Origin of the sequence: Pseudomonas sp. B14-6 (genome assembly GCF_013260315.1) — a bacterium.
In the GTDB taxonomy this organism is placed as follows: Bacteria; Pseudomonadota; Gammaproteobacteria; order Pseudomonadales; family Pseudomonadaceae; genus Aquipseudomonas; species Aquipseudomonas mandelii.
Map to the genome: position 1 here is coordinate 6,306,445 of NZ_CP053929.1, position 19,387 is coordinate 6,325,831.

Genomic DNA, 19,387 nt, shown 5'->3' on the forward strand with positions numbered 1-19,387 from the left:
TTTACGACTGCTGCGCAGCCGAGCGGGAGCAAGCTCCCTCGCCACAGGAAAGTGTTCGCACCAGGATTTTCGCTAACCCTGCGGAACGAAGTTATCCAGCATCCGATTCACCGCCAATTCCCCCAGCATCACCACCTGCTGAATCCCCAACACCGTATTGCGATGCGAACCCTCCATCAACCCCGCGAAATTACTCAACATCACACTCGCCGACGCCAGGGTTTCGCAGGCGTTGACCAGCAGCGTTTCGTCATTGGTGTCGGGAGCGATGGAATAGATGGTGCTCGGTTTACGCGGAGTGTCTGCGGGGATGACCGGTTTGAGGTAGTAGTCGAGGGCGCGGTCGGCGGCTTCGTTGAGTTTTTTGGAATCGGTGGATTCGTAGGGGGAAACGTCGTCGGTTTCGGGTGGGTTGGGTGTGATCTTGAACATGGTGAAACTCCTACAAGAAATGGAGCCACCAAGACCTGTCGCTAAACAAGTAAGGGTGGCGGCTGCACGCAGGTTAGCGAACCGGGTGTAGGCGCCCGGCAGACCCGAAAGTCTCCCGCGCACAGCCGCCATGACGTCAGTCGCAGACATGAACAATCTGCAAGAGAGTTGGGAGCGCTGTTGCGCCTACATAGGTTCGGGTCGCTAAACCCGATCGCTGATTTGTCAGCGACCGGGAAACGATAGAGCCCCGGCCCAAGGCACACAAGCCGGCGGATTCTGGCGCAGTCGTAGGCAGCTACGCAAGGATGTGTAGGCAGAGTGAGTGTCTTGAAATGTCTTTTAAACACCGCCGTTTATTTCCTCCTCCAAATAAATAGCGGCGCCCCCCCTACGTGGTGTCAATCGCCGACGAACGGTAGCAAAACCTGTTATTTCTGACAGTAGCCAGTCTGTACGCAGTGCCGTTAAATCACTTCAGAGCAACAAATACCTGACACGCTGAATACGTACTGAGCGTGAGAGAACGTCGACAAAGTCTTGAGAGGAAGTCAGCAATGCCGATTTCTCAAAACCGGGCTGATCCAACGGATCCAACCCTGGAACAACCGAGGGTGCCTGCCATCCTCAAGGACGAGAACGGCGAAGAGAGTCCGGAGGGGCTGTTGCCGAGAAGTGCAGTGAGTGATGACCTGGTCGTCATCGTTCCGAACTGGAGAACGGCACTCGTCGATCCGTTTCCCTACATCATCTCTATCAGTTGGGTAAAGGAAGGCAGTTCGTTCACCGAAGTGTACAGGGAGGAGTTCACCGACCCAGGGGAGAAGACCTTGAAAGTCCCTCGGGACAAGCTGGATCACGGTATTTATTCCCTGTCGTACCAACTCAGTTACGGCGGGAACGCAGAACTGTCCTTCTCCAAGCGCGTCACGGTCGATAGAGTGCCGCCGGATGATGGTCAGGAGCCAAAGCCGCTGGTGATGCTGGATGTTCCCGGCGATATCACCGATGACTACCTCACACGATTTGGAGAGGTCAGATTACAAGTCCCGCTCTATGTCGATTTAAAGGCCCGGGATCGCGCAATCTATTATTTGACGGACAACCCCAATCCTCTGGATACCGAACCTGACATTCGTGAGCAGGAGTTCAGTCAACAGGACATTGACCAGCGTCGTCTCATCATTACCGTGTACGCGGCGGATATTCGTGGTCGTGGGCACGGTCAACGCTACTTTTATTACCGGCTACGTGATTGGGCCGGCAACCGTGGGCCACGCTCGACCCTGTTACCGGTTTTTGTCGACTTGACGCCGGCCCCTGGCAATCTCGATCCAGCTCGGGTGCCATTGTCGGTGCGGGGGTTGATCGACCGCGAACACGCTCGCGAAGGGGCGGTCGATCAGAAAGCGGTCACCGTCGAAATCGATGCCTATGACAATCCGGACGCCTCCGACAAGGTTCTGATCCAGTGGAATAGTCATGCTCTCGCCCCCTGGACGTTGACCCAACCCAATTTCCGCTCAGCCAAACTGTACCGTGGTCGACACTGACGGCTGACGGGCTCGGGCCGATGGATGCGCGTGTTGACTACCGCATCAGTCGTGGCGGGACACCGACGCCGCCTGCTCCAGAAACGCAGGTGCCGATCAATTTGACGGTCGCCGGTCCGGATCACGCTGACGCTCCCACGATGTTGAACCTCACGCTGGCGAATCTGGAGATCTATGGCGCCGTTTCGAAACAACTGAACACGCTGCAGACGATAGATCATGGTCAGCCCGCCGACGGGTACTTGCGCTTGTACGACAATCCACAGCCTGGAGAAAAGATCTTCCTGTACTGGGGCGCCATCAGCACGCCAGTCGCTGAATACGAGGTCAAGGATGGCGACAGCGCCGGGCAAAATATTGAGTTCAGTATTCCTTGGACGGCTATCGAGCAAGACATGGAAAATCCGGCGTTACCGGTGTGGTACACCACCGACAACCAGGTAAACGTGCAGTTGGCCCGAGCGACTCCGGTAAACGTGGCAATCATCATCATCAGGAATTTGCCGGAGCCGACGTTCCCTGATGGCGGGCTAAAAGGCCTGCTTGATTGCTGTGCCAGACCTCGATTGTGGGAGCAGGTGCGGGTGCATATCGAGGGTAACGACGCGTTCGACAAAGACGATATTGTCGAGCTTCATTGGCAAGGGTGTTACGGCCCCAATGGCACATCCCCCATCCCGGGGGTCACTGAGTCATTTGAAACAACACTCAGTCTTGAGCAGGCACGCAATGGTTTTGATATATCGGTGACAGACTATGAAAGGTTAGTTGCGCCGATGGTTGATCGCGGATCAGCACTTTGCCGATATTTTTTGAGAAAGAGCAACGGCGGACAAGGTGAGTCGAAGTCTGAGTTTGTGATTATCAATAGAACGATGCCCAGTGGTCAATTGTGCGGGCCGAATAATGATATTTGCGAAGAATCATTCGTGAGTGACGTGCCTAAACATTGATCGATTAAAAGAGCGCAATACTGTCCGCTGTTTAAGTCGGATTATCAGAATTAAAGTCCGCGCGTGGGTGGTCAGTTTCCAAGTGTCCTGACGGGGGCTGGTAGTGTCCTTTGTCAGATAATCAAGCAATTGAAAGGAAGATACAGATGACCAGTTTCAAACCATTGGATCCCGCACAGAATCGCGCGCGTTATCTTGTCGTTCGGCAGAGTATGCCTACAGAGGACGCAGCGCCCCCCTCCCTGCACGCTGATAATCCCCTGTTGCCCGATACCGCGGACGATTTGCCAAATCAGTTGCATTCCAGTCTTCAAGGCGCACAGCTAAAAGTGCTGATCCCCCGATTTGCTCAGGCGGGCGATGAAAACGCTATACCAGGGTTTTTGAACTTGACCTGGAATGGCAGTCGTGTTGGTACCCGATATGATTATGAGACTCCAATTGATCCCGCCATCACTGCGTTTGAATTGCTGTTGCCAGCAGGCCTCACTAATGCATCGGGATCGCATGAGTTAAGTTATATACTGAGTCATGGTGGCAATCATGATGACGTTCTGGCCGAGGTGATTAATATCGATACGCAGGCTCCCTTGCCGAACGGTGAGGTGACCCTTCCTGCAGAAGTTGAGCGAGACGGCATTACCAAACCTTACCTGGATGCCAACGGTTTTGTTCTTGTTACCGTCCCTCAATACGCCACAAAAAAAATCGGGGATGAAATCGAAGCTTTCTTTGGCATATCTTTGCCAGGAGCTATTTCGATAGGGAAGGTGACTGTTACAGATACCGCCGTGCCGGTGACTTTCAACTTGACTGCTGCCCAGGTTGGCACCGAAGAGGGTGAAAAAGAACTCTGGTATACGTTGATGGATCGGAAAGGTAATAAGAGTCTCCCCTCAGAGTACAAGAAAACTAACGTATCGCTGACGGATCCGCCAGAGGGATTATTGCCACCCAGCATTCCGCTGTTTGATGATGATACGCTACCTAAGCTGGTGGATCTGGCCGATGCGCGGATGCCTTTGGGCATCGGGATATTGGCTGAGTACGATAATTACATCGCGGATCGTGATGAGATCGAAGTGACGGTAGATGGCATTCTATTGCCCGCACAGCGGATCAACGGCTTTCCCTTCTACGTGAATGTTCCTTATAGCGCGCTGGCTAAAGATAGCCTTGGCGAAAAAACAATAACAACCAGTTATCAGATAAAGCGCGGCACGGTTCGTCACCCATTAACTCCACTTACAAAAAACATTGTTGTCGACCTCCGCAGACCGGGGCCCGGTGAAGGGGAGGAGAATCCCAATCCGGACCTTGATCTGGTGACTGTTCAAGGACAAGGAGGTAATGGCCCGAATGTACTGACAGAAGACGACAAAGATCAGACGGTTTCAGTCACTGCGCAGGTTTTTGATGGCGTCAAGGACGGAGACGTTGCGACACTGATCTGGAAGGGTGTTGAGGTGACAGCAGCACAGGGCGGCGTCATTGAACTGGATGGAACGGAAACGGATGATTTGGAATGGACTGTTGAGTGGGAAGTTGTGGATGAAGGAGGAAATGGCAATCCGCTTCCGGTAAGTTACAAACTAACCAATCCGGACCTTAACGAAAATGAGGAGTTTTCGTTGCCTCAGGACGTTGATGTTTATATTCGTCCGGGTGTTGCGCCCGAAGTAAGGTTTCAACATATGGATCCAGATTTGACTCTACTCAATTGCCAATCTTTGCGAGCCGATGCAGTGCTTGGCAAATGTGCTGAAGCACTGGTCGCAGGTGGAGAGCCGGAATTGAAGGGGAAAACATTGGCCTGTACTTATCAAGGGTATAGCGATTCTGCGGGGACTACAGTAAAGCCGGGTACCAAGTACGAATTCAACTATTCTCCGAGCGATCAGGAGGTTGACGACGGTTTTATTATAAAAGTCCGCTACCAGGAGCTTCTTGCAACACAGAGCGCATGGGGGGAAATCAGTTACGTCGTCGAGATCGATGGGCGGGACGTAACTTCCAGTCACTTCGTTAGAGTGCATATGGTAGGGGGACTGGAACGCCTTGTCCGATTTAAGTGAAAAAGCCCGGAAGGTGTAAAAACCTTCCGGTTTTTTTTTAGTGAGGGAAGTTATGGAAATATTCGCTATGTGATTTCGGATATTTCCTACATTTTTTTAGGGGGAGTTCCTTTACCTTCCGCGCTCTATTTTTTCACGCAAATGTATTTGCGCACTTTTTATTATGAGTTGGAGGTGGATAAATTATGAAAGTATTTGGCGAGCTCCCCGTCAGGGTTATTCGAAAACGCGCGCTGGGCGTACTGGTGTTCATGCCGGTCTTTTCTTTGTCCGGCACGGGTGCACAGGCGGCAACCATCGTCGACGGAACGACACTGGATATCGACTCATCGACAACGTCGATCGACTATCTGGTGCGTAACAATGGCGTGTTGAACGTCAATGGCGCCAGTACCCGATCGATCACTGTGCAATCTGGCTCAACGTTGAATATCAACGGCGCGAGCATTGTCGGCAGTAGCGGCGCTGAAGGCGTTGTAGTCACCAGCAGTCGAGGCACTATCGATCGGGCCAATGTGACCAGCGAAGACATCGGGCTGGCCGTAAACCGTTCCAGTGTCGCGGCCGGCGGATCGGACGTGACCGTTTCCAATAGCCAGATCAAGGGTGAAGTAGCTGGTGCCCAGGTCACGGGGCTCAGCAAATTGTCGTTGATCAATACGCAAGTCACCGGCTCGGCAGGCGACGGCATTGGTGTGAACATTCTGGGCGGTGAAGTGGATGCCTCTGCCGGGACGCATATCACCGGGCAGGCGACAGGTGTGCGGATGGTCAACGATTCCGCCAATGTAGGTGCTCGTGCCCTTACACTGGATAATGCCATCGTACAGGGTGTCAACGGCTCCGCGGTTCTGGTCGAGAGAGGCACAAATGCCACTATCCGTCTCTCGAACGGTGCCAGTCTGCTTGCCGGAAACAACATCCTGCTTGATGTGCAAGGCGCCTCTACCGCCGCCATGACCGTCGCCAACAGTGCGCTTCAAGGCAACGTGAATATAGATGGCAGCAGCGTAGCGAACCTCACCTTCGATCAGGGCCATTTCACCGGTGATGTCGTGCTCGTCGATGACGCCTCCTCGGCCACGGTCAACCTGCAAAACAATTCACGGTTCACCGGCAGCCTGGATAAGGTCGACGGTGTGACCATCAACAGCGGCTCCAACTGGACCCTGACCCGCAACGACACCGTCGGCGCATTGGCCATGAATGGCGGTACAGTCAGCTTCGGTTCGCCCGATGCCCCGGACACGTTCTACCAGTTGAACGTCGGAACACTTGCGGCCTCAGGCACCGGCGCCAATGTATTTGCGATGAAAGGCAACTTTGCCACCGGCCATCACGATTTCCTGAACGTGACCGGTGTGGCCACTGGGCAGTTCGGTCTGTTGGTTGCGGCCTCTGGGCTGGATGCCGTGTCTCCCGGGCAATTGAACCTCGTGCATACGGCGGCGGGTGATGCGCAATTCTCGCTGATCAGTGGCAGGGCGGACCTGGGAACCTGGTCCTATTCGCTGAAAAGCACGATGGACGAAAGCGGGGCTACCGACTGGTATCTGGACCCTGCTACCGAAACCGTCAGCCCGGGCGCGCGTTCGGTATTGGCCCTGTTCAATACAGCGATCACTGTGGCCACCGGCGAAGACGCATCCCTACGCAGTCGCATGGGTGAGCTTCGATTCAACGGCGGCAAGTCGGGTGCCTGGGTACGTACTTACGGCAGCCAATACAATGTGGCTGACGGCTCGGGTGTGGCTTATCAGCAAACCCAGCAAGGTTTTTCCCTGGGCGCTGATGCGAGACTGGGTGAGAGCCAATGGTTTATGGGGGTGATGGCGGGGTACAGCAATTCCAGGCTGAATCTTGATTACGGCACTTCCGGCACCGTCGACAGCTACTACGTCGGGCCTTACGCAACTTGGCTCGATGCCGATTCCGGTTACTACTTCGATGCCGCGCTCAAGTTCAACCACTTCCGCAACGAGTCAAAAGTCGGCCTGAGCGACGGTTCCCGTGCCAAAGGCGACTATGACAACTCCGGCCTCGGCGGCTGGGCCGAATTCGGCCGACACATCAAGTTCGGCGATGGCTACTTCATCGAGCCGTTTACCCGATTCTCGTCCGTCGTGATCCAGGGCAAGCATTACAACCTGGACAACGGCATGGACGCCGACGGTGATCGGGCCCGCTCGATGCTGGGCAAGGTCGGCAGCACCTTCGGGCGCAATTTCGACTTCGGCAACGGCAAGGTGGTACAGCCTTATATCAGTGCCGCGGCGGGTTACGAGTTCGCTAAAAATAACAAAGTGCAAGTGAACAACAATGTGTTTAACAACGACCTGTCGGGCTACCGTACCGATTTCGGGGCGGGGTTGGCAGTGGCTTTCTCCGAGGGGATGCAGGCGCACGTTGATTTTGATTATGAAAAGGGCGAGCACATTGAGAAACCGTGGGGGGTTAACTTTGGGGTGAGGGTTAACTGGTAAGGGAATAGTAGTCTTGCAAGACTGAAACGCCGCTTCTCCTATTGGGTAAGCGGCGTTTTTTATTGACCCGTCTGACCGGCAATCACCTGTCTCGGCAACCACGAATCTCCATCCTCAATCCGCTTCACCTTCAGCAACAACGGTAGCGCCAGGGTAATCGACTGCCCGCCCCGCACCAGCTTCCATCGTAACTGCGCACCTTGTCATGCCACACCCCGAGAAGCGCCGCCCGATGGTTCGAGTCGAGTGGTGACTCCGGAAACGGCGGTGACCCGACACAGCGTTCATCAGGACCAGTCGCGCCTGATCCTGGTTAAGTTCACATCAGTCATGCAGGTGAAGGCGCGTAAATAGATTCGGCGCTTTAACTAGTCTTTAATCACGATTGTGGAAATAAATATTTCCCCTTCGCTTATCACATTCAAAACCTTATTCGCTCTCCCATGATGGAAGAATTTAATGAGGTGCGCTTTTGTACTCGTCAGGTTTATAAGACTATAAAGGTTGAATACACCATGCCCCGAATCGCCAGCGTTGGTCGACGTCGGATGCGCAACGTTGATCCATATGATCTATATTGTAGAAAGCGTATGTTTGATAACCCTGAACCGGAGGGCATCCACCCACTTCACAAAGCCAATAATTTCGGGCGGTAGGTAATTTTTGGCCATACACTCGTTGCATGTCATTGAGGGCTTGGCCAGCCGGCAATGCATTGCCGAAGGAGCTCATCCAGGAAACGGCCTGAGCGTGCGTTAAATATGAATCATTAGATCGCAGTTGATATATGTTTCTCACTGATATTGGATAACTTACCAATTGAAGCGATGCGTCTCGAACGAAAATTGTGGCATTGCCGATACTGTTGCCAGTGACTTTGCCCGTTTGTGTCACGGAGGCAACGGCCTCATTACTTGAATAATAATAATAGGGAGTCTTTCCACCTTGAGCCAGGCGAACATCAGTATTGCCAATAGAATCTTGTCCAGTTTTCGGCCAATTTGGGATTTTTACTGAGAGCCCATTTAGGTTCATCTGACTAGTATTAATTGTTAATGGTGTTGCTACTGTGAGGCTACGCGCTGGCGTGGAGGACTGTCCACTGCCATACAACGCTTTAGCGGTGAAGCTGTGAGACGCCACACTCAACCCTGTCACCAGCAAGTACCAGATTCCCGTCGTTGTACTGGCGGTGGGCTCCCCCTTCGATATGGTGCCGTCGAGTACCTGGACCTTCTGACCTTTGCTGGCCGTGCCGGTCAGCGACACACTGGTCTCCAATGTTGTACCGCCATTGGGAATTTCGACCCCGCTTGGCGAGCCTTTGACTGAATCAATGGTCGGTTTGACCTCCACCGCCACGGTAAACGTGAACGGTGGAGCGGACTCTTCGCCTTCGCCATACAGCGCCAGCGCCTTGAGGCTGTAAGCCTTGACGGTCAATGCACTTACCACCTGAGTCCAGACACCCGAACCATTGGCGGTAGGTTCCCCCAGTGACGTGGTGCCATCAAGCAAGCGGACTTTCTGGTTGGGACTGGCCTTGCCAGTGACGGTCACCGACCGGTCGAAGGTGATGCCACCCTGGGCGACCGGGCCTTTGGAATCGGTGACCGAGTCAATGGCCGGTTTGAGCGCCGCCGCCACGGTAAACGTGAACGGTGGAGCGGACTCTTCGCCTTCGCCATACAGCGCCAGCGCCTTGAGGCTATAAGCCTTGACGGTCAATGCACTTACCACCTGAGTCCAGATGCCGCTGCCATTGGCGGTAGGTTCCCCCAGTGAAGTAGTGCCATCGAGCAAGCGGACTTTCTGGTTGGGACTGGCCTTGCCAGTGACGGTCACCGACCGGTCGAAGGTGATGCCACCCTGGGCGACCGGGCCTTTGGAATCGGTGACCGAGTCAATGGCCGGTTTGAGCGCCGCCGCCACGGTAAACGTGAACGGTGGAGCGGACTCTTCGCCCTCGCCATACAGCGCCAGCGCCTTGAGGCTGTAAGCCTTGACGGTCAATGCACTTACCACCTGAGTCCAGGTGCCCGAACCATTGGCGGTGGGTTCACCCAGCGCGGTGGTGCCATCGAGCAAGCGGACTTTCTGGTTGGGACTGGCCTTGCCAGTGACGGTCACCGACCGGTCGAAGGTGATGCCACCCTGGGCGACCGGGCCTTTGGAATCGGTGACCGAGTCAATGGTTGGCTTGACCGCCACCGCCACGGTAAACGTGCGCAACGGGGTGGATGCTTCGCCCTCGCCATACAGCGCCAGCGCCTTGAGGCTATAAGCCTTGACGGTCAATGCACTTACCACCTGAGTCCAGATGCCGCTGCCATTGGCGGTAGGTTCCCCCAGTGAAGTGGTGCCATCAAGCAAGCGGACTTTCTGATTGGGACTGGCCTTGCCAGTGACGGTTACTGATCGGTCAAAGGTGATGCCGCCCTGGGCGACCGGACCTTTGGAATCGGTGACCGAGTCAATGGTTGGCTTGACCGCCACCGCCACGGTAAACGTGCGCAACGGGGTGGATGCTTCGCCCTCGCCATACAGCGCCAGCGCCTTGAGGCTGTAAGCCTTGACGGTCAATGCATTTACCACCTGAGTCCAGGTGCCGCTGCCATTGGCGGTGGGTTCACCCAACGCGGTGGTGCCATCGAGCAAGCGGACTTTCTGATTTGGGCTGGCCTTGCCAGTGACGGTTACTGATCGGTCAAAGGTGATGCCACCCTGGGCGACCGGGCCTTTGGAATCGGTGACCGAGTCAATGGTTGGCTTGACCGCCACCGCCACGGTAAACGTGCGCAACGGGGTGGATGCTTCGCCCTCGCCATACAGCGCCAGTGCCTTGAGGCTGTAAGCCTTGACGGTCAATGCACTTACCACCTGAGTCCAGGTGCCGCTGCCATTGGCGGTAGGTTCCCCCAGTGAAGTAGTGCCATCGAGCAAGCGGACTTTCTGATTGGGACTGGCCTTGCCAGTGACGGTTACTGATCGGTCAAAGGTGATGCCGCCCTGGGGGACCGGGCCTTTGGAATCGGTGACCGAGTCAATGGTTGGCTTGACCGCCACCGCCACGGTAAACGTGCGCAACGGGGTGGATGCTTCGCCCTCGCCATACAGCGCCAGTGCCTTGAGGCTGTAAGCCTTGACGGTCAATGCACTTACCACCTGAGTCCAGGTTCCCGAACCATTGGCGGTAGGTTCCCCCAGTGAAGTGGTGCCATCAAGCAAGCGGACTTTCTGATTGGGACTGGCCTTGCCAGTGACGGTTACTGATCGGTCAAAGGTGATGCCGCCCTGGGGGACCGGGCCTTTGGAATCGGTGACCGAGTCAATGGTTGGCTTGACCGCCACCGCCACGGTAAACGTGCGCAACGGGGTGGATGCTTCGCCCTCGCCATACAGCGCCAGCGCCTTGAGGCTGTAAGCCTTGACGGTCAATGCACTTACCACCTGAGTCCAGGTGCCGCTGCCATTGGCGGTAGGTTCCCCCAGTGAAGTAGTGCCATCGAGCAAGCGGACTTTCTGGTTGGGGCTGGCCTTGCCAGTGACGGTTACTGATCGGTCGAAGGTGATGCCGCCCTGGGGGACCGGGCCTTTGGAATCGGTGACTGTGTCCAGTGTCGGTGCAATCCATGCTGCGACCAGCAAATTCAACGTAACCGAATAACTCCACAACCCCGTAGTCGCATGCTTCACCGTGTAACGTACCTTGACGTACTTGCCGATGTTGGCCGCGACGAACTCCTCCGCCACTCTGAACGTCACGGGTTTTCCGGCGGTCACGGTGGTGATCGGCACCCAGTTGGTTGTGCTGCCAAAAGGACCGTTGCCGCTCCAGTGACAGGTCAGAATGTCGCCCGGGAGCGTGCCGAGGTAGTTGACCCTGACATTCACGTTATGGAAAACCTTCGAGGGGTCGAGCACATCCGGTGGGTCGGCTTCCAGCACCACGGGCACCGGCAGTGTGGTGCGCAATTGTTCGACCTTGAGCAGCAAGCGTTCCGATTCACTGATGCCAAACAGCGCTACGGCGTCGTTGGTGATGCGGTAGGACAGGTCCAGCGAACCCTTGTCCAGCACGACAATGTGCTGACTGTCGATGTGGAAGGTCACTAGCTTGTCGGCGGCCTCTCCGGCGCTGACAGTGTGTGGCTCTTCGTGCAAATACGACTGACCGTTGGCTTGGGTGCCCAGCCAGATCAGGTTGAGGGAATCGCCGCTGGCCATGCCGGGATAGCTGACACGCACCGTTGCATATTCGTTGTCCGGTTCAAGCGTGCCGCCCACCGCTTGCTCAACGATGGGCGCCGGGATGATTGCCACATCCCCAACGACATCGGCGAATGCGCGCTTGGACGACAGGGGCGGCGAGTTATCCAGTTTGGTCAACACATACGAGGCGTCGGCCGACCCCATGGCGATTGCGCGGACCTCGGCGTAGGGCACCTTGAATTCGAGGTGGTGCGGGATGTTGTCCACGGTTCGCGATTGCGTATGGATCAACGGCTTGCCGACAGCAGGCGTGCCGATCCAGGTCAGCGTCACCGTATCGCCGATTGCAAAATCGTCGCCAGCAATCTTGACCAGAACGGTGACGTCTTCGTTGTTCAGATCCTTGAGGGTGATGACCCCGTTCACGGCTTCATTGATGATCGGTGATTCCAGGCGCCAGGCACCGGCATCGACCAGAACCGTCGTGCTTATGGAGTGCTTCTCGGCCCAGTTCCACACCGGGTCGTGCGGAAAGTAGCGAACCGGCAACGCCGCGCTGTCACCGCCGGCGAGAATGGCGTCCTGATCCACCGTGATGATGATGGGGGTTTCGCGATTGGCCTGATCGGGGGTGACGGTATGAGGGATTCGAACGCTGCCCCAGTGCAGATTCACCACGTCGTAAGGGAAAATTCCAAGGTAGAAGGGGATCGTGACAGGGACACCGCTGGCGGCCCACTCCGCATCGATACCATTGTCAATGACGTCTTGGGGGAGTTGCGGTTTATGCAGTTCGGAATGGCCTGGCAGATGAGGTTCCTTGTCGCGCCCCCCCGGCCTGTCGAGCTTCACCAGCACCCGCAACCCAGCTGACGGGTCGTCCGGCACTGTTTCGTCCTTGCGCGTGAGCACGTAGTAAACCGTTTCCACCCAACCGGGAACCATGGGGGCGACGGGCAGGAAAAAGAACAGGAAATCACCGTCGACTTCTTCTGGCTGGAGTTCCTTGTGGAAGATCTTGTCACCGTCCCAATACACATCAATCTGATCGCCCGCCAGCACTGGAGGGCTGTATTTATTGATAGCGCACAACACCCCCTCCGGATGGCTTTCCACCACACTGATGTTGATACCCGCGTCACCGTCGACAATCGGTTCGACCGCGCCGGCAATCATCAATGGCCGGTGCTGCAGCGGGGCGACGACCAACCTTGAAGGGCGAAACAGGAATAGACCAGAAGCGGCCATCAAAAACTCCTTGGCGAAGGTACGCCACTGTGGGGGAGGGGACATTGACGGGTAGATTGGGCACGATGAAAGGCGCGCTGACTACTGTCAGAACTAACAGGTGGGCGGGGGTTTTAGACAAACGGTAGGCGAAAAAAAACGGCCTGGGTAGGCCGTTTCTTGTTCCATGCACCTCCGTGATCGACCCAGACCCAATGTGGGAGCGGGCCTGCTCGCGAAGAACGATGACACGGTATGACTGACCAGTGATGACTTCGGATCAAGGTTATCCAGCATCCGATTCACCGCCAGCTCGCCCAGCATCACCACTGGCTCAATCACCAGTTCAGTGTTGCAATGCGTAGTCAATCGATCCGTCCCTTAAACACTCACTCCACGCGAAACTGCACTTACCTGATAGGAAACCTGACCGACCAACTGGTCTTGCACCGTACTGCTGTTGCCTCCTTTTACCGGGTTACCCCAGGTTACAACGCGACCATCGGAGGTCAGGGCGGTGAACGCCTCGTAGCTGGCGTATAGGGCTTGTACATTGATCAGTTGGTCCTCAACCGCTGACGTATCCCCCCCATACCCGGCTTGCCCCAAGCTACGACGGTACCATTCTTACGCAAGGCTGCGAACGCTTCCCCCGTGCCGGCCACCTGCACAATGTCGTTCAGCAGCGCGATGTCGGCAGGCACCTTGCCGCCGCTTTGCGGGTGTCCCCACGCCACTACATGGCCGTTGGCACGACGAGCAGCGAATGCAAATGCTGTGGAGCACACGTCGACAATATCCTTCAATTCCGCGAACTCTGGGCTGATAGTGCCACCACTTGATTGTAAGCCCCAAGCCACCCATTGGCCTGTAGCGCGCTTCGCTATAAACGCCCAAGTATTACAACGCAGCTCGATGATGTCGTTCAATGCAGCAATCGGTTCTGGCAGGTCTCCACCAACCTCAACATTGCCCCAAGCGACGAGACGGCCGTTGGCGCGAAGGGCCGCAAAGGCCTGCTGGGCACCGAGGATCATGTTGATATCGGTGAGCAGGGCAATGTCCGTCGGCAGGTTTCCACCCTGATTGGGATTTCCCCAAGTCACCACCTGCCCGGTGGCCCGTTGCGCGGCAAATGCGTTGCCACTGACAACGATCCGCACAATGTCCCTGAGTGCCGCGATTGCAGTAGGCACAGTGCTGCCCGCGTTGTCATGACCCCAGGCAACCACCTGATTCGCATTCTTTAAACCGGCAAACGCCGCCATGTTACCAACAACCCGAACAAAGTCCGAAGGCACAACACTGCCCATGTTCCCACCATTATTCGCGGCCCCCCACACCACCACCGCTCCATGGGTTCGGCGGGCAGCGTAAGCGCTGTTAGTGCTACTGACTTCAACGATGTCTTTCAGGGGCATAATGGCCGGGGGAATCTTCCCACCCGAATCAGCATTGCCCCAAGCGATCACGTCACCCCCGTCACGATGCGCGACGAAGGAGTGTCCGTTGCCGATAATATTTACCGGATTGAGGGTGATCTGTTTGTCGGAGGAACGAACCTGTAAAGGTTCCTGTGGCGTTGTATCAGTCCAGGTGGTGGCAGTTGTCCACTCAGTGTCTGTGGCATATTTCCACTGCGCCTCTATGGGTTGCTCGGTAGTGGCATCGAACGCGCTCAATACACGAGAAGCGCCGGTATGCCCAAACGTATGGCAATTGAAGCGCGCCCCCATGACTTTCAGGTTGCCTGAGCCAATCGCCTGGCCAACCCCAAATTCCAGAACATTCGAATAACTCGTCTCGTTCGTCGCCGCCCGCCAGATCCGGTAACTCACCGTCACCTTCTTGCCGCGGTTCGGCTCGATATGCTCGGCGACAAACGTGGCGTTGAGGGTGAAATTCACATCCTTGTCCTTGGACAGCCCGTTGAGGGTGACGGAGTCTTCCGTGGTACCCGTGACTTCACCCGTCCAGGTGTAGGTCACGATGTCACCGGATTGGGTCGGTTTGACGGTCGGCCTTGGCGCGGTCAGTTTGCCGATGCCGCCGGGCAGGTCTCCGGGCTCCAGCGCTCCGTCCTGTTCACCGAGGACGATGGGTTTGACCAGTTCGAGTTGCGGCTCGCCCACCTGCAGCAGCGCCGCATGCAAGGATTCGCGGCGGACTTGGTCGCCGTTCTGGCCTTCGCTGAGCAGGTGGTACCACAGCTCCAGCGTGCCGCCTTCCAGGGTTTTCAGGTGCTGGCTCTCCACCGTGATGAAAAAATCGTTCTCGGCCTCGATCTCGTCCCTACTTGGAAAATACCAATCCAGCTCCGGGGTATAACTGCTGCTATCCGGGCGGGTGCCGAACCAGATCAGCTCGATGGCCATGCCCTGCTGCATGATCGGATCGAACGGAATCCGCACGCGAGGGTGAGGCAGGTCCGGATCAATCGCGCCGTTTTGTTCATCTTCGGCCTTGGGCGCGGCCAGGTGTTTCGGTTCGCCGATGAAGGTGACAAATTGCCCCTTTGACGGCAGGGGGTCGGTCACGCCCGGGCGCTCTACGCGATAGGAAAAAGTCACCTGGGTTTTGGCCAGTTGACGCACGTCGGCGTTGGACAGTTCGAATTCATAGGTATGCGGCAGGTTGTTGACCGTCTGGGCCGGCGTGTTGACTTCCACGGCCTCGTTGTCCACGGTGGTGCCGCGCATCTTCAGGATGATGCGGTCCTCCAGCTTGAACGCCGGCCCTTTGGCCCAGACCTGAGCCGTGATGTTTTTGTCCTCCAGCGCATCGAGGTCAAGGATGTTGTTCGTCGCCTCCTTGACGATCGGCGCATCGCGCAGATCGGTGCCGGTCATGACCACCAGCCGCGTGGCCTTGCACCAGTCTTCCGAAAAATTGTGCACCACATCGCGCACGCGGAAGGTGACCGCCAGCCCGGAGATGTCGGTGTCGCCCGCGGCCAGGATGGTGGCTTCGTCGACGTGGATCACGATCGGGTGAGTGGCCGGGTCGCTGATCTGCTCGGCAGTCAGCGGCGCGGATTCCACGAGCACACCGCCCCAGCTCAGCACCATGACATCGCCCACCGCCGCATCCGGATAAGGCTCGCCGGTCCCGGACTCGGCCCGAATGATGATGTCCACCCCGGCCGCGGCAATCTCCTTGTCGACGATGTCCTCGACGATGGCCGGATCGATGAACAGGTACAGGTTCGAGTGGCTGCCTTCTTCCGGGTTAAGGTCCTGGCCCGCAGGAATCTCCAGCTTGGCGTAGAGCTTGAGCGCCGGCGTGAACGTCTCGGCGCCCTGATTGAAACGGGTCACCCGGTAAGCCAGCGTGTGCGTCCCGGTCAGCCAATGCCTGGGTTCGACCCACAAGGTCACCCGCTGACCGACTTCGGCGTCGTCGGTGATGATGTGCTGATTGACCACCTGGTCGTCGAACTGCAGCTCGACCTTGTCGCCTTTGCCCATGCTTGACCAGGCCGGGACGTAGACTTTGAGCCCGTTGATGGGGAAGTTGTCCAGGGCCGCGGCGCGGTTGATTGCCCAGACGTCAGTGGAAGAGTCCAGTAGACGGGCGCCGGGGATTTCTGGTTCACGCAGCAGCATGGAAACAAGGTGACGGACGGGTTGCACGAGCATGGGGAGACTCCTGTCGAGGGGGGATGTGCGACGGAGTCATTTAAGGTGTTAGACCGTGCGGTTGGCTACTGTCAGAAATAACAGGTAAGTCCCTGTTTCCGATAAGCGGTAATGCATTAGCAGGATTGGCGTTAACCGGCCTACATCGGCTCCGGCGGCCCGATCAACCGTCCCATGACCCCGAACAACCCCAACGCCCGAATCACCTCCAGCTCGCCTTTGGTCTCGACCATCTCCGCAATCAACGGCAAATCAATGCTGTTGGTCGCCCGGTAGATCGCATCAATAAACAGCCGCTTGTCACTCTGCTCATCGATGTGGCGGATGTACGCCCCATCGATTTTCAAGTATGCCAACCCAAGCTGCGTGAGATTGCCGATCTGGCTGAAACTGCCGCCAAAGTGCTGCAAGCCGATGCGATAACCGGTGTCGAGCAGGCTGTGGCTCAGGCGTTGCAGTTCATCGGGGGGCGGCAGTTGGCGTTCGTCGATTTCCAGGGTCAGCAGAGGTGCCAGATCGGGCAGTGACTCGAGCATGTCGATGATTTGTCGCAGTTGCGCCGGGTCGCGCAAGGTGCTGCCGGAGAGGCTCAACGCCAAGGGCCAGCGGTTGACGATGAGGTAGTCGAGGGTGGCTTCGAGCATCGCCAGGTCGAACCGCGCGGTCCAGCCGAGACGCTCGATCCACGGCAGGAAATGCCCGGCGGCGATGGCCTCGCCTTGCGGGTCGAGCAGGCGCGCGAGGACTTTGTGGTGCAGCACCTGGCTGGTGTCGGCGCATTGCACCACGGGTTGGAAATACAGCTGCATTTTGCCCTCGGTGAGGGCGTCGTCGATCCAGGTGCGCCAGTCGTGTTGGGTGTGGTTCGTCGCGGTATCGGAGCGGGCCAGATGCACCCACGGCCGTTCGGGATGTTGCTGGGCCTGGGCCAGCGCTTGATCGAGGCGCAGCAGGACGTCGCTGGCCGGTTCGCCGGGCTGATAAGCGACCACGCCCAAATGCGCCACGGGCATGCAATCGCTGGCACCGGTCAGGCGCAGATTTTCCAGGGTGGCGCTGATTTCCGAGGCGAGTCGGGCGGCTTCGGTACTGTCCAGGCCGGGGGTCAGCAGGCTGAACTCACCACCACGATTGCGCGCCGCCAGCCAGGTACGGCGTTCAGGCAGCTGCGTCAGACGTTTGAGCAATTCGCCGACGGCGCTGATCAGCCCGTCGGTGCGCAGTCCGCCCAGGCGCTGGTTGAGACCGATCAGGTCGTTGATCCGCAGCATCAGTAAATGGCCGTCACTGCTTTGCTCGGAAACCAATAAATGGTCGGCCAGTTGTTCATCCAGCAAGCGTCGATTGGCCAGGCCGGTGAGGCTGTCCTGATAAGACTCGGCGCGCAGTTTTTCGCTGCGCGTGGCTTCTTCGGAAAACAGCGCCTTGAGCTTTTCGACCATCTGATTCATGGCCAGCACCACACGCCTCAGTTCAGGTGTGCGTGGCAATTTGGGCAGGCTGAGGAACTCGCGTTTGCTGATGGCTTCGGCCTGCCTGACCATTTTGTCGAGCGGGCGCAATTGCCGGCGTAACAACCATCCACCGAATACGGCGCTGAGCAATCCGCAGACCAACAGCCAGATCAGGCTGCCGAGGGTGCTGTCCCAGAGTTTGGCCAGGGCGAACTGCGGATTGCTCAGCACTTCGACCCGCGCCACCTGTTCCCAGCCGCGCATGACCAAGGCATCGCCACCTTCCGGGCGCAGGTTGACCAGGCTCACAAACCAGCCGGGCACGCCTTCGATCTGTGCTGGTGCGCTGCGCTCCACCAGCACTTGTCCATCGACGATATTGACGACGCGGATGCTGCGGAAATAGCCGCTGTCGAAAATCGAGCTGACCATCAATTCGGTCATCGCCGGGTCGTCGATCTGCGCGGTCAACGATAAACCCAAGGCGGTGGCAGCGTCCTGGGCGTGGGAGCGCAACTGGCCGAGCATCTGTTCACGGGAGCTTTCCAGGCTGACAAAAAAACTGCCGCTGAAGGCCACCAGCAAGAACAGGCAAATGGCGAGAAACAACTGTTTGCGCAGTGACATAAAACGCTCCTTGCGATGGCGGCTAGCCTTCGCCCACGGCGAACCCTTCGGCTTGCATCTTTTTCAACACGTCCTGCCAACGCGACAACTTCTTCGAGTCGCTGCTGCGTTTGCCGCCATTGGCCCCCGGCAAGTACAGGCCTTCGGCATTGAAGGCGTACACCGGCAACAGGTCTTTGCGTTGGGAGGCGGGGCGGATCTCGCCGATCAGGTTGTCGAGCACCAGCGGCTCGGCCGTGGGGCTGCTGTAGAAGGTCAGCACCATGTGCGCCTGGTTTTGGGACAGTGCCTTGACGTAGGTAATGCGCAGTTTCTCGCTGGGAATCCCGAGTTGGCGCAGGCTGAAATATTTCGCCAGGGCGTAGTCTTCGCAGTCGGCGGCGCCCTTGATCAAGGATTCTTCCGGCGTGGCCCAGTAATCGGTCTGGCGCCAGATGCGCGTGTCGTCCTGAAAATTCAGCTGTTGATTGAAGAAGCGATTGACCGCGTCCAGTTGTTCGCGCTCGGGTTGGTTGAGTTCGCTTTTGAGCATTTGACTCCAGGCCTCGATTCTTCCTTGGGCGGGGCCGAGCGGACCGTAGCGCTTTTCGGCGATTTGCAGGATCTGCGTAAAGTTCCAGTTGGCCCACACGCTGCCGAGCCCGGTCAGCAGAAAACTCGCCAGCAGCAGCCATCCGCCGAGCCGAAGTCGGAGCGTTGACCTTCCTGGACTACGCCATCGACGGGACATGTC

The 19,387-nt window shown here is 57.1% G+C and carries 9 protein-coding genes; 4 read left to right on the forward strand and 5 right to left on the reverse strand.

Features of this window, described 5'->3' with window-relative positions; translation table 11 throughout:
• Positions 1-72: 72 nt before the first annotated feature.
• Positions 73-432, reverse strand: coding sequence for a DUF6124 family protein (locus HP062_RS28800; protein ID WP_010461993.1), 360 nt, complete (start codon positions 430-432; stop codon positions 73-75).
• Positions 433-989: 557 nt separating this feature from the next.
• On the opposite strand from HP062_RS28800, the gene HP062_RS31255 reads away from it, so the two are divergent.
• From HP062_RS31255 to HP062_RS28815, 4 genes are all read left to right on the forward strand, one after another.
• The gene (locus HP062_RS31255) at positions 990-1,985 is read left to right on the forward strand and encodes a hypothetical protein (RefSeq protein ID WP_256666044.1); all 996 of its coding nucleotides are present in this window, start codon (positions 990-992) and stop codon (positions 1,983-1,985) included.
• A gap of 20 nt (positions 1,986-2,005) precedes the next feature.
• Positions 2,006-2,938, forward strand: a complete 933-nt coding sequence (locus HP062_RS31260; protein ID WP_256666045.1) for a hypothetical protein — start codon at positions 2,006-2,008, stop codon at positions 2,936-2,938.
• A gap of 146 nt (positions 2,939-3,084) precedes the next feature.
• Positions 3,085-5,013, forward strand: coding sequence for a hypothetical protein (locus HP062_RS28810; RefSeq protein ID WP_256666046.1), 1,929 nt, complete (start codon positions 3,085-3,087; stop codon positions 5,011-5,013).
• Positions 5,014-5,198: 185 nt separating this feature from the next.
• A complete protein-coding gene (locus tag HP062_RS28815) occupies positions 5,199-7,496 on the forward strand; it encodes an autotransporter outer membrane beta-barrel domain-containing protein (protein ID WP_172792416.1) in 2,298 nt (765 codons plus the stop codon).
• A gap of 495 nt (positions 7,497-7,991) precedes the next feature.
• Here the strand turns inward: HP062_RS28815 and HP062_RS28820 are convergent, their stop codons facing one another.
• The 4 genes from HP062_RS28820 to lapG all read right to left on the reverse strand — a co-directional run bounded on the left by HP062_RS28820 (position 7,992) and on the right by lapG (position 19,384).
• Entirely contained in the window at positions 7,992-12,956 is a 4,965-nt protein-coding gene (locus tag HP062_RS28820) for an Ig-like domain-containing protein (protein WP_172792417.1), read from the reverse strand.
• Positions 12,957-13,492: 536 nt separating this feature from the next.
• Positions 13,493-16,573: a hypothetical protein gene (locus HP062_RS28825; RefSeq protein WP_256666048.1), complete on the reverse strand. Its 3,081-nt coding sequence runs from the start codon at positions 16,571-16,573 to the stop codon at positions 13,493-13,495.
• A gap of 140 nt (positions 16,574-16,713) precedes the next feature.
• The gene (gene lapD, locus HP062_RS28830) at positions 16,714-18,654 is read right to left on the reverse strand and encodes a cyclic di-GMP receptor LapD (RefSeq protein WP_154503607.1); all 1,941 of its coding nucleotides are present in this window, start codon (positions 18,652-18,654) and stop codon (positions 16,714-16,716) included.
• Positions 18,655-18,676: 22 nt separating this feature from the next.
• Positions 18,677-19,384, reverse strand: a complete 708-nt coding sequence (gene lapG, locus HP062_RS28835) for a cysteine protease LapG (protein WP_010461977.1) — start codon at positions 19,382-19,384, stop codon at positions 18,677-18,679.
• Between the last annotated feature and the right edge of the window lie 3 nt (positions 19,385-19,387).

Bases quoted from the DNA above. Each gene is read 5' to 3' on its own strand.
- HP062_RS28800 (WP_010461993.1), bottom strand. From the start codon at position 432: ATGTTCAAGATCACACCCAACCCACCCGAAACCGACGACGTTTCCCCC.
- HP062_RS31255 (WP_256666044.1), top strand. From the start codon at position 990: ATGCCGATTTCTCAAAACCGGGCTGATCCAACGGATCCAACCCTGGAA.
- HP062_RS31260 (WP_256666045.1), top strand. From the start codon at position 2,006: ATGGATGCGCGTGTTGACTACCGCATCAGTCGTGGCGGGACACCGACG.
- HP062_RS28810 (WP_256666046.1), top strand. From the start codon at position 3,085: ATGACCAGTTTCAAACCATTGGATCCCGCACAGAATCGCGCGCGTTAT.
- HP062_RS28815 (WP_172792416.1), top strand. From the start codon at position 5,199: ATGAAAGTATTTGGCGAGCTCCCCGTCAGGGTTATTCGAAAACGCGCG.
- HP062_RS28820 (WP_172792417.1), bottom strand. From the start codon at position 12,956: ATGGCCGCTTCTGGTCTATTCCTGTTTCGCCCTTCAAGGTTGGTCGTC.
- HP062_RS28825 (WP_256666048.1), bottom strand. From the start codon at position 16,573: ATGCTCGTGCAACCCGTCCGTCACCTTGTTTCCATGCTGCTGCGTGAA.
- lapD (WP_154503607.1), bottom strand. From the start codon at position 18,654: ATGTCACTGCGCAAACAGTTGTTTCTCGCCATTTGCCTGTTCTTGCTG.
- lapG (WP_010461977.1), bottom strand. From the start codon at position 19,384: ATGTCCCGTCGATGGCGTAGTCCAGGAAGGTCAACGCTCCGACTTCGG.